This is a genomic window from Actinacidiphila acididurans (genome assembly GCF_016918855.1).
In the GTDB taxonomy this organism is placed as follows: domain Bacteria; phylum Actinomycetota; class Actinomycetes; order Streptomycetales; family Streptomycetaceae; genus Actinacidiphila; species Actinacidiphila acididurans.
Map to the genome: position 1 here is coordinate 64,891 of NZ_JADKYB010000032.1, position 13,381 is coordinate 78,271.

The following is a 13,381-nucleotide window of genomic DNA, read 5'->3' on the forward strand; positions in this document are numbered from 1 at the left end:
GCCCGGCGTCCCGGATGCCGTGTCACAGCGGGATGTTGCCGTGCTTGCGGGTCACGGCCGGGGCCCGCTTGGTGCGCAGCATGCGCAGCGCGGCGGCGACATGGGCCCGGGTGTCGCGCGGCCGGATCACGGCGTCGACATAGCCGCGTTCGGCGGCCACGTACGGGTGACACAGCGCGTCCTGGTACTCCGTCCGCAGCCGCTCGCGTTCCCGCTCGGGCTCCGGGGATCGCCGCAGGCGGTCCCGGTGGAGCAGCCCGACCGCGCTCTCGCCGCCCATCACCGCGATCTCGGCGGTCGGCCAGGCCAGGTTGACGTCGGTGCCCAGGTGCTTGGAGCCCATCACCCCGTACCCACCGCCGTACGCCTTCCGGGTGATCACCGTGACCATGGGGACGGTGGCCTCGGCGTAGGCATAGATCAGCTTGGCCCCGCGGCGGATGATGCCGGACCGTTCCTGCTCCAGGCTCGGCAGGAATCCCGGCACATCCACGAACGTCAAGATCGGTACATGGAAGGCGTCACACATACGGATGAACCGCGCAGCCTTCTCGCTGGCGCCGATGTCGAGCGCCCCGGCCCCGTGCAGCGGCTGGTTGGCCACCACACCGACACTGCGGCCCTCGATCCGGCCGAAGCCGCAGATGATGTTCGGCGCGAACCGCGGCTGGATCGCCAGCAGCTCGCCGTGGTCGAGCACCGCGGTCAGCACGTCCGTCATGTCGTACGGCTGCCGGGGGTCGTCGGGGATCACGTCGTCGAGCGCGTCGGCGCGGTCCGCGACGCCGTAGCCGCGCGGGTCCGGGTAGTGCGGCGGCTCCGCCATGTTGTTGGCGGGCAGGTAGCCGAGCAGCGCGCGGGTGAAGTCGAACGCCTCCTGTTCGGTGCGGGCGAGGTAGTGGGCCACCCCCGAGACCGCGTTGTGGCCGGTCGCCCCGCCCAGCTCCTCGCGGCTGACCGCGTGGCCGGTGACGGCGCGCACCACGTCCGGGCCGGTGACGAACATGTGCGAGATGCCGTCGACCATGACGACCACGTCGGTGATGGCCGGCGCGTACACCGCGCCGCCGGCGCACGGCCCGAGCACCAGCGAGATCTGCGGGACGACGCCGGAGGCGCGGACATGGCGCTTGACGATCTCCGCGTACAGGGCCAGCGACTCCACGCCCTCCTGGATGCGGGCGCCGCCGGAGTCGTTGAGGCCGATGACCGGACACCCGGTGCGCAGCGCCAGGTCCATCACCTTGACGACCTTCTGGCCGTACATCTCGCCGAGACTGCCGCCGAAGACGGTGAAGTCCTGGGCGAACACGAACACCTGGCGGTCGTCCACGGTGCCGTACCCGGTGACCACGCCGTCGCCGGCCGGCCGGTTCTCGGCCATCCCGAAGTCGTGGCAGCGGTGCCGCACCATGGCGTCGAGTTCCACGAACGAGCCGGGGTCGAGGAGGGCGGCGATCCGCTCGCGGGCGGTCATCTTGCCCCGGGCGTGCTGCTGGGCGACCGCCTCGCGGGAGCCGGCGGCGGCGGGTTCGGCCTCGCGCCGCAGGAATTCCGCGAGCCGCTGGGCTGTGCCGCGCGGGGAGGTGACGGTCACGGCTCCTCCTGGGCGGCGATGGCGGCGGTAGGGGCCGGCCGGGCGGCACGCGGGCCGCGGACGGCGACCGGTCGCGCGGCGGCGGCCCGCGTGGACGGTGTCACCAGGCGCAGGGCGGCGGTCAGCGCGCCGGTCCTGCGGGCATGCGTGGGGGTCACGGTCCTTCCTTCCGGTCGGGGTGTCCCTGGCCGTCCAGCGCGGCGCGCAGATGCCGGGCGATGACGTCCACATGGGGCGGGTCGATCAGCGACAGGTGGTCGCCGGGGACGGGGACGACGGTCAGCCGCGGGCACAGCGGACCCCAGCCCAGGTCCTCGTCGTCCCGCAGGTACCTCGGGTCGATTGCGGTGGTCAGGGCCTGCGGCTGCCGGGCCCGGTAGAGGACGACGGGGTCCGGCCACGGACGCGGCCGGTAGCGCTCGCCGATCCGGGCGTCGAGGTAGGAGGTGCGCTGGTGCTCCATCACGCCGGGGCTCATCTCCAGCCCGGCGGCGGCGACATGCCGCATCAGGACGTCCGTCTGGCCCTGGTCGTCCAGCTCCGCCATCTCCTCGTACGGCAGGTCCAGCCGCCGCCCGTAGGCGGTCCCGACGTACTCCGCGAACCGCCGGAACCGCTGGAGCAGCAGCTCGCGCTCGTCGATCTGGGGCAGCGCGGCGGGCAGGATGGTGTCGATCAGCCCCAGGTACTCCACGCTCTCGCCGGCCTCGCGCAGCCGCGCGGCCGTCTCGTAGGCCAGGCAGCCGCCGAAGGACCAGCCGAGCAGCCGGTACGGGCCCCGGGGCTGGGCCCGGCGGATCAGCCGTACGCTGTGCGCCGCCTTGTCCTCCACGCTGGTCAGCGCCTCCACCCGGTCCAGTCCGAGCACCGGCCAGCGGGGGCCGAGGACATCGGCCAGCGGCTGGTACACGCTGGTGGAGCCGCCCGCGGGGTGGAAGACGAACAGCGGCGCCGGGCCGGTGCCGCCGCGGGCCGGCCGCAGCACCCGCAGCGACCCTGCGACCCGGCCGCCCTCCATGAGCGGGCGGACGAGGTCGGCCACGGCCGCCACGGTGGGGTGCTCGCGGATCTGCTGCGCGGTCAGGATCCGGCGCTCGCCGCCGAGCCGGGCCCGCAGCCGCGCCACCATGCGCGCGGCCACCGTGGGGTCCTCGCGCGCGCCGGGCAGCTCCTGGTGCACCCCGCGCGCCTGCTGTCCCGAGATCTGCGTCCACACCCCGGCGACCAGGCGCTCGGCGGCGTCCCGGGGCAGGACGTGGCCGGGCAGCGGCGGATCGCCGCCGGGCCCGGCCGGAAAGGGGGTGTTCTCGTGGGTGTCGGGGGGCCGGTGCCGGTCCCCGTCCGGGCCGGAGCCGTCGGGACACGGGGCGGCGCGGTCCAGGTCCGGTGGGGGTACGGGGCCGGCCGCCGCGAGGGACAGCTCGCCGTCGGACCGTACCGCCTTCCCCTCCCCCGCCGGCGCGGCGGACACCGACGCCGGCACCGCCGTACGGTCGCGCGCCGGGGATTCCGTACCGGCCGCGGCGCCGCCGGGCGGGGCCGCGGCCGGGGACAGCGCGGCCAGCAGGGCGGCGGCGACGTCGTCCAGGCTGCCGCCGCGCAGCAACAGGGTGTCGGGCAGGTCGGTGCCGAAGTCGTTCTTGACGGCGTTGCGGATCCGGACGGCCATCAGCGAGTCGAGGCCGGTGTCGGTGAGCGGCACAGTGGTGTCGAAGTCCTGGCCGGCGAAGCCCATGATGGCGGCGGCCCGGCGCAGCAGCGGTTCGCGTACCGCGGCCAGGGCCGCGTCGGGGCCGAGGGCGCGCAGGTCGTCGGGCGTGGGGACGACCGCCCGCAGCGCGTCGTCGGCGCCGTCCGGGCCGCCGGGGCCGGTCAGCGCGGGGGCGAAGAACGGCACGGCGGCGATACCGGGGAAGGCGTCGGTGACGCGGCGGGCGTCCAGCCGGACCACGCCGGTGCGGGTGCGGCCGGAGCGGACCAGGAGTTCGAGCAGGTCGAGGCCGTCGTCGCGGACGATGGGGGCCACGGCCAGCGCGGTCATGTCGGGGGCGGCGCCGATGCCGGCCCAGGGGCCCCAGGCGATGGTCTGGCCGGGCAGGCCGCGCGCCCTGCGCCGTTCGATCAGCGCGTCGAGCCAGGCGTTGGCCACCGCGTAGGCGGCCTGTCCCGGGGAGCCGAGGAGCGCGGCCGCCGAGCCGAAGGCCAGCCACCAGTCGAGGTCGTGGCCGGCGGTGGCCTCGTCCAGGTGCCGGGCGCCGTCGGCCTTGGGCCGCAGCGCCGCGTCCAGGTCGTCCGGGCCGACGGCGCCGATCGTGCCGTCCCGCAGCACGCCCGCCGCGTGGGCGACGCCCCGCAGCGCCCGGCCGCCCGCGGTCGCGGCCTCCACCAGGCGTGCCGCGGTCCCGGGCGCCGCGATGTCGCCGAGCACGACCGCGACGTCGGTGCCGAGCGCGCGCAGGGCGCCGACCGCCTGTTCGGTGGAACCGCCGGGCGGGCGGCGGCCGTTGAGGACGACCCGGCCCGCGCCGCGTTCGGCGAGCCGGCCGGCGGTGGCCAGGCCCAGGCCGGTGAGCCCGCCGGTGACGATGTAGGCGGCGCCCGGCCGGACGAAGGGCACGGCTGTGCCGGTGTCCACCGCGGCGCGCACCAGTCTGCCCGCGTAGCGGGTGCCGCCGCGCCAGGCGGTCTCGTCGTCGTCGGCGCCGGTCAGCAGGTCGCGGGCGAGGCCGGCGACCGCGTCCGGCGAGCCGTCGGTGTCGACCAGGCGGGTGCGCAACTGCGGCTGTTCCAGGGCGAGCACCCGCAGCAGGCCGCGCAGGCTGCCCTGGTCGGGATCGGGGACGTCCCCGGCGGTGACGACCCGGGCCCGGTCGGTGGCGAGGAAGAGGCGGGGTGCCGGGCCGTCCGCTGCGGCCAGTTCCTGGGCGGCGCGGACCGCGGTCAGCACGCCGGTGCGGGCCGGGAGGCCGGCCAGCAGCAGAACCACCACGCCGTCCGCGGGATCGGGGCGGTCCCGCCGCCAGGCGCCGACCGTGGTCCGCACCGCGTCCGGCGCGCAGCGCACGACGGTGACATGGCGGTCGGCCTCCTCCAGGGCGGCCTCGATCGCCGCGGCCCGGCCTGCGTCCGCGCCGCCGTCGAGCAGCAGCCAGGAGGCGGGCGCGGGCGAGCCGGCCGGGCCGAGCGGCGCGTCCTCCCAGGCGAGGTCGTAGGCGCACTCGCGCAACGGCGGCGCCGTCTCCGCGGCGGCCGGGGCGCGCAGCACCACGTCCTCGGCCTCGACGGCGACGGCGCCCGAGGTGTCCTCCAGCCGGACCGACCAGCCGCCGCCGGGCGAGGGCCGTCCGCGGCAGGCACCGGGCGCCCCGGCCCGCGCGGTCAGGCGCAGCGAGGTCAGGGCGACCGGAACGGCGGGACCCTCGCCGTCGGGGGTGCCGCCCGGCTCGGCCCGAAGCGCCGTGGCGGGGGCGCCGAGCACCGCCTCGAGCAGCGCGGGGCCGGGCAGCCCGGTACCGGACGGCTCGTCAGGGGCGCCGGGGGCGGGCAGGTCCACCGGATACGGTGCGCCGTCCGGTCCGGCGTGGCCGGTGACCGGCCCCGCGACCCTGACCGCGCCACCGGCGTGCCGGCGCCAGGTGCCCACGGCGGACTGGCTGTGCACGCTCACCGCGGCGGTGCCGGGCCCGGACGGGTCGAGCATGGTGACCACCGCGGCGCCGTCGTCGAGCGGTGCCAGGCGGTCCAGCGCCAAGTCCCGGACCTCGATCTCGTCCTCGGTGAGGCCGAAGGCCTCGGCGGCCGCGGCCAGGGCGAGCAGCGCGCAGCCGGCGAGGGTGAGCGCCGGGCGGGCCGGGCCGCCGGCCCGGTCACCGCCGGTGGGTGCTTCGCCGCGCCACAGGGTGCGCCGGGTGCCGGGCACGTCGAGCCGGGTGCCCAGCACCGGGTGGTCCTGCGGCCGGGCCGCGGGCCGGTCGGTGCCGTCCACCCAGTGGCGGGTGTGCCGCCAGGTCCGGGACGGCAGGGACGTACGCCGTCCGGTGGGCCACAGCAGGCGGGGACTGCGCTGGACCCCCGCCAGGTGCAGCGCGGCCAGGGTGGTGTGCAGCACCAGCGGCTCGTCGCTGTCGCGGCGGCCCGAGGGCAGGACGAGATGGCCGCCGTCCGCACTGCCGTCCAGGGTTTCGCGCACCGGGAGGGACGCGACGGGGTGCGGCGAGATCTCCACGAACACCCGGTGCCCGTCGGCCGCCGCCGCGGCCACCGCCTGGCGCAGCCGTACCGGGCGGCGGGCGTTGTCGCACCAATATGCGGCGGCGGCGAGGGGGGCCCGGCGCGGGTCCTTGTGCACGGTGCCGTACCAGGGGACGTCCGGCGGTCGGTGCCGCAGGCCGTCGAGGGCCGCGCGCAGCGCGGGCAGCACCGGGTCGACGGCGGGCGAGTGGCCGGCGCCCGCGACCTCCAGCAGCCGGCCGAAGCCGCCGCGCCGGTCGAGTTCCGCCAGCAGCGCCTCGACGGCGGCGGCTGGGCCGGTGAGCGTGCACCGGCGGGGCGAGGCGTCCACGGCGACCTCGACGTCGTGGAACCGGCCCAGCAGCGCGGCCCGTTCCTCCGTGGGGAGTTCGACCGCCGCCATGGCGCCGGCTTTCCGCGCGTCCACCGAGCCGAGCAGTTCGGACCGGCGCACCACCACGCGCAACCCGTCCTCGGCGCTGAGTGCCCCGGCGGCCACCGCGGCGGCGGCCTCGCCCATGGAGTGGCCCACGACGGCCGCGGGTTCGACGCCATAGGCGCGCCAGGTGTGCACGAGTGCGGTCTGGATGCCGAAGAGGGCCGGCTGCACCCGGGCGACGTCGGTCAGCGGGACCCCGTCGGTGATCAGCCCGGTCAGCGACGTGCCGGCCATGGCGTCGAAGAGGGGGTCGAGTTCGGCCACGGCTCGGGCGAATGCGGGCTCCTCCGCGAGCAGCCGGCGGCCCATGCCCTCCCACTGGGCGCCGTACCCGGAGAAGACGAACACCGGCCCGGGCGGCGCCTGTTCGCCGCGCGCGGCGGCCGGGTGCGCGGGGACGACGCCTTTGGCCGCGCGTCCCGCGCCCAGGGCGCGCAGTCCGGCCGCCAGCGCCGTCCGGTCCCGGCCCACCACAGCGGCTCCGACCGGCCCGTACCGCTGCTCGGCCAGCGTGCGGGTCAGGTCCTCCAGCGGGGTGCCGGCCGCCTCCGGCCCGGACAGCCAGTCGGCGAGATCGGCGGCGGCCTCGGCGATCCGGTCGGCGGAGCGGGCGGAGACGACCAGGATCCGCGGGGTGGCCGCGGTTTCGGGGTCGGCGGCAGGGGCGTTGCCGTGGGCGGCGGCACGGGCGGGGGCACGGGCGGGGGCGTGGGAGCCCGACGTACGGACGGCCGTGTCACCGGACGCGGCCGTGGGAGCGGATTCGCGCGCTCTCCCGTCGCCCGAAGCGCCCGCGGGCGAGGACGTACGGGCGTCGCCCGCGCCCGAGGGGTCACCGGCCGCCATGGCCGCCGGTTGCGGGGCACCGGCCGCCCCGGATCGCGCGGGAACCCACTGTTCGAGGACGGCGTGCGCGTTGGTGCCGCCGAAGCCGAAGGCGGAGACGCCGGCGCGGGCGGGGCGGTCGCCGTCGGAGGGCCAGGGGACGGGTGCGCCGACCACGCGCAGGCGGCCGGCGGCGAAGTCGATGTGCGGGTTGGGGGCGCGGTAGTGCAGGGTGGCCGGGAGGGTGCGGTGCCGCAGGGCCAGTACGGTCTTGATGACGCTGACGATGCCGGCCGCGCCCTCCAGGTGGCCGACGTTGCTCTTGACCGAGCCGATCAGCAGCGGCCGGCCGGGGCCGCGGTCCGGGCCGAGGACCGCGCTGAGGGCCGCCGCCTCGATGGGGTCGCCGAGCAGGGTGCCGGTGCCGTGCGTCTCCACGTAGTCGATCTCGCCGGCGGGCACGCCCGAATCGCGCAGGGCGGCCCGCAGCACCGCCTGCTGCCCGCTCTGGCTGGGCGCGACCAGTCCGGCCGAGCGGCCGTCGGAGTTGACCGCGCTGCCGCGGACGAGGGCGAGCACCGGGAGTTCCTCGCGCAGGGCGTCCGACAGGCGCTTGAGCACCACCACGCCGCAGCCCTCGCCGCGCACGATGCCTTCCGCGCCGGCGTCGAAGGGCCGGCAGCGGCCGCCGGGGGCGAGCACCCCGGCCCGGTGGAAGCCCAGGGTGACCGCCGGGGAGAGCAGGACATTGACGCCGGCGGCCAGGGCGGTGTCGCAGGCGCCCGCGGCCAGGTCGCGGCAGGCCTGGTGCAGGGCCACCAGGGAGGAGGAGCAGGCGGTGTCCACGGTGAGGCTGGGGCCGCGCAGGTCGAGGGCGTACGAGACGCGGTTGGCGACGATGCTGCCGGCCGAGCCGGTGCCGGTCCATTCGGTGACCCGGTCCGGGCGGGTGGTCAGGAAGCCGTACTCCAGGGCGCTCAGGCCCACGTAGACGCCGGTGGGGCTGCCCTGGAGGGTGGGGGCGGGCATGCCGGCGTGGTCCAGCGCCTCCCAGGCGACCTCCAACAGCAGCCGCTGCTGGGGGTCCATCAACTGGGCCTCGCGCGGGGTGATGCCGAAGAACTGGGCGTCGAAGCCGGCCACGTCCGGCAGGTATCCGCCGAAGCGGACGGTCCGGGGGAAGCGGGCGGCCGCGGCGGCGATCTCGGGTCCGCAGTCCTGCCAGCGCCGCTCGGGGACCTCGCCGATGGCGTCGCCGCCGCCGAGCAGGAAGTCCCAGAACGCCCGCGGGCCGCTGATCCCGCCGGGGAGCCGGCAGCCGATGCCGACGACCGCCACGGGGTCGGCGTCGTCGGGTGGCCGGGAGGAGCGCGGCGCGGCGCCGGATTCGGGGCCGGGTACGGATCCGGATTCGGTGTCGCCGTCCAGGTGCCGGAGCAACTCGTCGAGGGTGGGGTGGTCCCACAGCAGGGTGGCCGGGACGGTACGGCCCAGTACCTCCTCCAGTTCGCCGGAGATGCCGACGGCGTCCCGGGAGGACAGGCCGTAGTCGACCAGCGGGCGGTCGGTCTCGATCTCCTCGGGGGTGCGGCCGCAGGCCTGCGCGATCAGCCGGCGCAGCAGCGCCGCGGTCCCGGTGGCGCCGTGGTCGGGGGGCCGCCGGCCCGCCTCGGGACCGGGGCCGCGGGGCCGGTCGGCGGTCATTCCGCCTCACCGGCCCCGGCCAGGTCGGGTGCCTCGTCCGGCGCCCAGCCGCCGGACAGGTAGTGGCGGCGGCAGGCGTCCCGGGCGATCTTGCCGCTGGTGGTGCGAGGCACGGTGCCGGGCGCGGCGAGCACGAAGTCGTGGACGGGGACGCCGTGTTCGCGCAGCACCGCCGCGCGCACGATACGGGCGGCGGCTTCGCGCGCGGACCCGGGGTCGGTGAGCGCGTGGGAGTGCTCGGCGACCACGACCAGGTGTTCGCCGTCCTCGTCGGCCAGCGCGAACGCGGCCACACGGTCGTGCCGGATGACGTCGTGGGACTCCTGGACGGTGGCCTCGATGTCCTGCGGGTAGTGGTTGGTGCCGTCGATGATGATCAGGTCCTTGATCCGGCCGGTGACGTGCAGTTCGCCCTCGTGCAGCGCCCCGAGGTCGCCGGTGCGCAGCCACGGCCCGGCCGGCCGGCCCGGGTCCGCGTCGGCGACGACCGCGCCGAAGGTGCTCGCGGTGCGCGCCGCGTTGCGCCAGTAGCCGCGCCCGACGTTGGGGCCGCGCAGCCAGATCTCGCCGATGCCGCCGTCCGCCAGCCGGTGACCGGTGCGGGGGTTGACGATCGCCACCTCCTGGCCGGCCGGGACCCCGCTGGAGACGAGCAAGGTGGTGTGCTCCGCGGTGGTCCCGGCGGCCGCCGGGCGCAGCAGGCCCTGCCGGAACAGCAGCCGGTCGAAGGACGTGATCCGGGGCCGCCGGCCGACGGGCGCGGTGGCGACCAGCACGGTGGCCTCGGCCAGCCCGTACGAGGGGCGGATCGCGGTGGGGCTCAGGCCGCAGGGCCCGAAGGCCTGCTGGAACCGGTCGAGGGTGCCGGGGCGAATCGGTTCGCTGCCGTTGATGAGGGTCGCCACGTCGTGCAGCGCCAGGCCGGAGCCGAGCGGGTCGGGAACGCGGCGGACGCAGTGGTCGTAGGCGAAGTTGGGCGCGGCGGAGATCGCGCCCCTGTGCTCGGCGAGCAGCCGCAGCCAGCGCAGCGGGCGCTGCACGAAGGCGAGCGGGTCGATCAGGACGCAGGGGACGGCGCCGACGACGGGAATGGCGACGGCCAGGACCAGGCCCATGTCGTGGAACAGCGGCAGCCAGGAGACGATGTGGTGACGGCGCCGGTCGATAGCGAAGGCGTCCACCGCCTGTCCGACGTTGGCCACCACATTGGCGTGGGTGATCTCCACGCCGGCGGGCTGCCGGGTGGAGCCGGAGGTGTACTGCAGATAGGCGCAGTCGCCGGGGCGCGGCAGGAGGGGGGAGTCGGCGGGCGGTACGGCGCCTCCTGCTGCGCCTGCAACGTCCGGACCTTCCCCCGCGCCTTCCATGACGCCCGGTTCGACGCCCGGTTCGGCTCCCGGCTCGGCTCCCGGCTCGTCCACGGCCAGGATCCGGTGCTCCGCCGCGATGCCGTGGGCGGCGCAGAATTCCACGACCGCGGTCCTGGCGGCGGCGGTGGTCAGGATGCGGAAGGGCGCGGCGTCCCGGAGGGCGGAGGCGAGGCGTTCGTCGCGGCCCGGGGTGCGCGGGACGAACAGGGGCACGGCGACGCCGCCGGCCCGCTGGGCGCCGAGGAAGGCGGTGACGTACTCGATGCCCTGCGGGGCGACGACGGCGATCGTGCGGCCGGCCGCGCCGGCGGGGAAGAGCGCGGCGGCCACCGCCCGCACCCGGCGGTCCAGGCCCGACCAGGTGACGGTTTCGGGCCGGCCGGCCGGGTCGGCGGCGTAGTCGACGAAGGTGAACGCGGGCTCGTGCGGATACCGGTGGGCGTTGCGGGACAGGTAATCGACGAGGGTTTGCCGGGCGCCCCCCGCATTTTCCACCGGGTCGGGCGCGAGGGCCGCGGACGGCTCCGTTGAGGGATCCCCCTGCATAACCGCCTCCATTCGGATGAAGCATCGCGGAAAGCCACGTCCATCCCGCTGCGCTGCGCTTCGATCGGCCGGTCGGCCCCGGAGCCGGACCCGAAATGAAGGGCCAGGCAAAGAAACGTAACAGAGAGCCCGGCGCCGATCCATTTCAAACCTCCACTTGGTGTAGCTCGATGTGCGAGGGGGTACGGTGTCAGCTTTTTTCGGTGGTACAGGAAATCGACTCCTTACGTCCCACCCGCTAATCTGACTAATCCGGAGTGTCTTGATTTGATATCTCCGCGGGTGATTTGCTGGAGTCATCCACACCGGCGGGCCGCCCACCTCCTCCGGGGGAGTTGCGACATACGGCGACCTGGCTGTCTGCGGAATGGCTGTCCCGGCCGTCGTTGTCGTTGGGCAAGCTCCTTCGCGGGGAGGTATGGATCCACCAGTCGGTGCCATTCCAGGCACCGACTGGTGCGCCCGCAATTGAGGGCAAAGGAAGTGTCCCCATGCGAACCCGTAAACTCACGGCCGCGTTCGGCGTCGCGGCGGCGACCGCCGGCCTGGTCCTGCTGCCGAGCACCGCCCATGCCGTACAACTCGTGCCCTGCAGCGAGAACGCGCTCGTGAACGCGATCAACGCGGCCAATCTGGTGGGTGGTGACGACCTGGTGCTGTCCCCGTTCTGCACCTACACCCTCACCACCGCGCACGGCACCGGTGTCAACGGCCCGTCAGGGCTGCCGCCGATCACCACCCCGATCCGGCTGACCGGCCTGGGCACCGACATCGCCCGGGACCCGAGTGCGCCGGCCTTCCGTATCGCCGAGGTCCGCGGCCCCGGCGTGTTCCCGGCCACCGCGGGTTCGCTCACTTTGAACGCGGTGACGCTGCGCGGCGGCGAAGGGGCCGCCGAGGAAGTGGGCGGCGGAATCGGCAATTTCGGCGGCGCGGTCGTACTCGATGCCAGCACGCTGCGCAACAACTCGGCCGAGGACGGCGGTGGCCTGTACAACGACACCGGTTCCGCCACGCTGATCGGCAGCACCGTGGTCGGCAATATCGCCACCGATGCCAATGGCGGCGGGGGGATCTACGACAATTCCGGCCCGGTGACGCTGATCGCCTCCTTCGTACGCGGCAACTCCCCGGACAATTGCGCTCCTTCGGGCAGCATTCCCTTCTGTACCGTCTGAGCGGGTGACCCCGACCGGGAACCCGAACGAGGGTCCCCGTAGCGGGCCCTGGGCCGATTCTCTCCCCGGCCCCGGGCCCGCATTTTCGTGTGGGCCCGTTTGTGCGTGCCTATGTGGGCGTGCCCATGCGAGAGCGCCGGTTTGTGCGGGCCGATTCGTTAGCGCACCCGTATCCGGCCGGGCCCACGGCACGCCGTCCCGGCCGGCCCCTCACCCGATCGGCCCCGGTGCATGACCGTACGCCGATCGTTGTGCAGGCATGACAGAGTTCGGTGCCGGACCCGACCGGGACGATTCCCCGGAGCCCTCCGCGGTGGTCCCCAGATTCTTTCTCGACGGCTGGATCGTCCTCCCGGCGGCCATCGGCCCGATGACCGGGAATGCCCGCCCCGGATACGAGGAGGAGGACACCGCGCCGCTCCGCGACGTGCACCCGCCCGCGCCATGACCCGCAGCCGGGAGCGGCAGGGAAAAACGCGAACAGGCGCGCCGGCCGGTGCCGTTGGTACGGCACCGGCCGGCGCGCCGAGCCCCGCTGAGCGCAGGGCGTGACCCACCGCTCAGATCTGGGGCGGGGCGACCCGCGTGTAGACGACGGGCGAGCTGGAGCCGCCGGGGGAGGCGGCGACGACGTTGACCGCTCCGGCCGCGCCCGGGGGCACGACGGCCGTCACCGTGGTGTCTGAGATGACGGTGAACGACGCGGGCTGCGCCCCGAACAGGACGGAGGTGACCGCGCCCAGTCCGGTACCGGTCAGGGTGACGGTGTTCCCGCCCGAGGTGGGCCCCTGGGTCGGGCTCAGCGAGGTGACGGTCGGAGCGGACAGGTAGGTGTACCCGACGCCGTTGCTGGTGCCGCCGACCGTGGTCACCGTGATCTGGACCGTACCCGGCGCGCCCGCGGGGGCGACAGCGGTGATCTGGGTGTCCGAGACCACGGTGAACGACGTCGCCGGGGTGCCGCCGAAGCTCACCGCGGTGGCCCCGGTCAGGCCGGTCCCGGTGAGGGTGACGGTGGTGCCGCCGGCCACCGGACCGGAGTTGGGGACATCGGAGGTGAGCACCGGGACGCCCACGTAGAAGAAGAGCGGTCCGCCGGACGAGGTCCCGGCCGGTGTGGTGACCGTGACGTTGACGGCGCCGGTCGCGGCCGTGGGGGTGACGGCGCTGATCTGGGTGTCGGAGACCACGGTGAAGGATGTCGCGGGGGTGCCGCCGAAGCTCACCGCGCTGGCCCCGGTGAAGCCGCTGCCGGCGATGGTGACCGTGGTCCCGCCGGACACCGGCCCCTGCGTGGGGCTCAGCCCGCTGACCACCGGCACCGCGCTGTACGTGTACGGCACGCCGTTGCTCGTACCGGCGGGCGTGGTCACGGTGACCGACACCGTACCCGTACCCGCCGGAGCCGTCGCCGTGATCACCGAATCCGACACCACCACCACATTCGTGGCCGTCGCCACCCCGAAGTGAACCGACGTCGCACCCGTGAAAC

The 13,381-nt window shown here is 75.5% G+C and carries 7 protein-coding genes; 2 read left to right on the forward strand and 5 right to left on the reverse strand.

The features are described from left to right. Positions 1-22: 22 nt before the first annotated feature. The 4 genes from ITX44_RS37700 to ITX44_RS37710 are packed head-to-tail and all read right to left on the reverse strand — an operon-like array spanning position 23 to position 10,711. Positions 23-1,597, reverse strand: coding sequence for an acyl-CoA carboxylase subunit beta (locus tag ITX44_RS37700; RefSeq protein WP_307795667.1), 1,575 nt, complete (start codon positions 1,595-1,597; stop codon positions 23-25). Beyond that, positions 1,594-1,755 (reverse strand): hypothetical protein, encoded by a 162-nt coding sequence (locus ITX44_RS41905; protein ID WP_236062366.1) that lies wholly within the window; start codon positions 1,753-1,755, stop codon positions 1,594-1,596. The genes ITX44_RS37700 and ITX44_RS41905 overlap by 4 nt, the downstream gene beginning before the upstream one ends. Further along, positions 1,752-8,795, reverse strand: coding sequence for a type I polyketide synthase (locus tag ITX44_RS37705; RefSeq protein WP_205363937.1), 7,044 nt, complete (start codon positions 8,793-8,795; stop codon positions 1,752-1,754). Before ITX44_RS37705 ends, ITX44_RS41905 begins: the two co-directional genes overlap by 4 nt. Continuing rightward, the gene (locus ITX44_RS37710) at positions 8,792-10,711 is read right to left on the reverse strand and encodes a fatty acyl-AMP ligase (RefSeq protein WP_205363939.1); all 1,920 of its coding nucleotides are present in this window, start codon (positions 10,709-10,711) and stop codon (positions 8,792-8,794) included. Before ITX44_RS37710 ends, ITX44_RS37705 begins: the two co-directional genes overlap by 4 nt. 491 nt (positions 10,712-11,202) lie before the next feature. On the opposite strand from ITX44_RS37710, the gene ITX44_RS37715 reads away from it, so the two are divergent. Then, positions 11,203-11,889, forward strand: a complete 687-nt coding sequence (locus ITX44_RS37715; RefSeq protein ID WP_236062367.1) for a hypothetical protein — start codon at positions 11,203-11,205, stop codon at positions 11,887-11,889. Between the two features lie 259 nt (positions 11,890-12,148). Further along, entirely contained in the window at positions 12,149-12,337 is a 189-nt protein-coding gene (locus ITX44_RS37720) for a hypothetical protein (protein WP_205363941.1), read from the forward strand. Between the two features lie 112 nt (positions 12,338-12,449). Here the strand turns inward: ITX44_RS37720 and ITX44_RS37725 are convergent. Continuing rightward, the coding region (locus tag ITX44_RS37725) for an IPT/TIG domain-containing protein (protein ID WP_236062368.1) at positions 12,450-13,381 on the reverse strand (932 nt) is incomplete at its 5' end.

Coding starts and splice junctions, on each gene's coding strand:
- ITX44_RS37705 (WP_205363937.1), bottom strand. CDS start 8,795: ATGACCGCCGACCGGCCCCGCGGCCCCGGTCCCGAGGCGGGCCGGCGG.
- ITX44_RS37715 (WP_236062367.1), top strand. CDS start 11,203: ATGCGAACCCGTAAACTCACGGCCGCGTTCGGCGTCGCGGCGGCGACC.
- ITX44_RS37710 (WP_205363939.1), bottom strand. CDS start 10,711: ATGCAGGGGGATCCCTCAACGGAGCCGTCCGCGGCCCTCGCGCCCGAC.
- ITX44_RS37720 (WP_205363941.1), top strand. CDS start 12,149: ATGACAGAGTTCGGTGCCGGACCCGACCGGGACGATTCCCCGGAGCCC.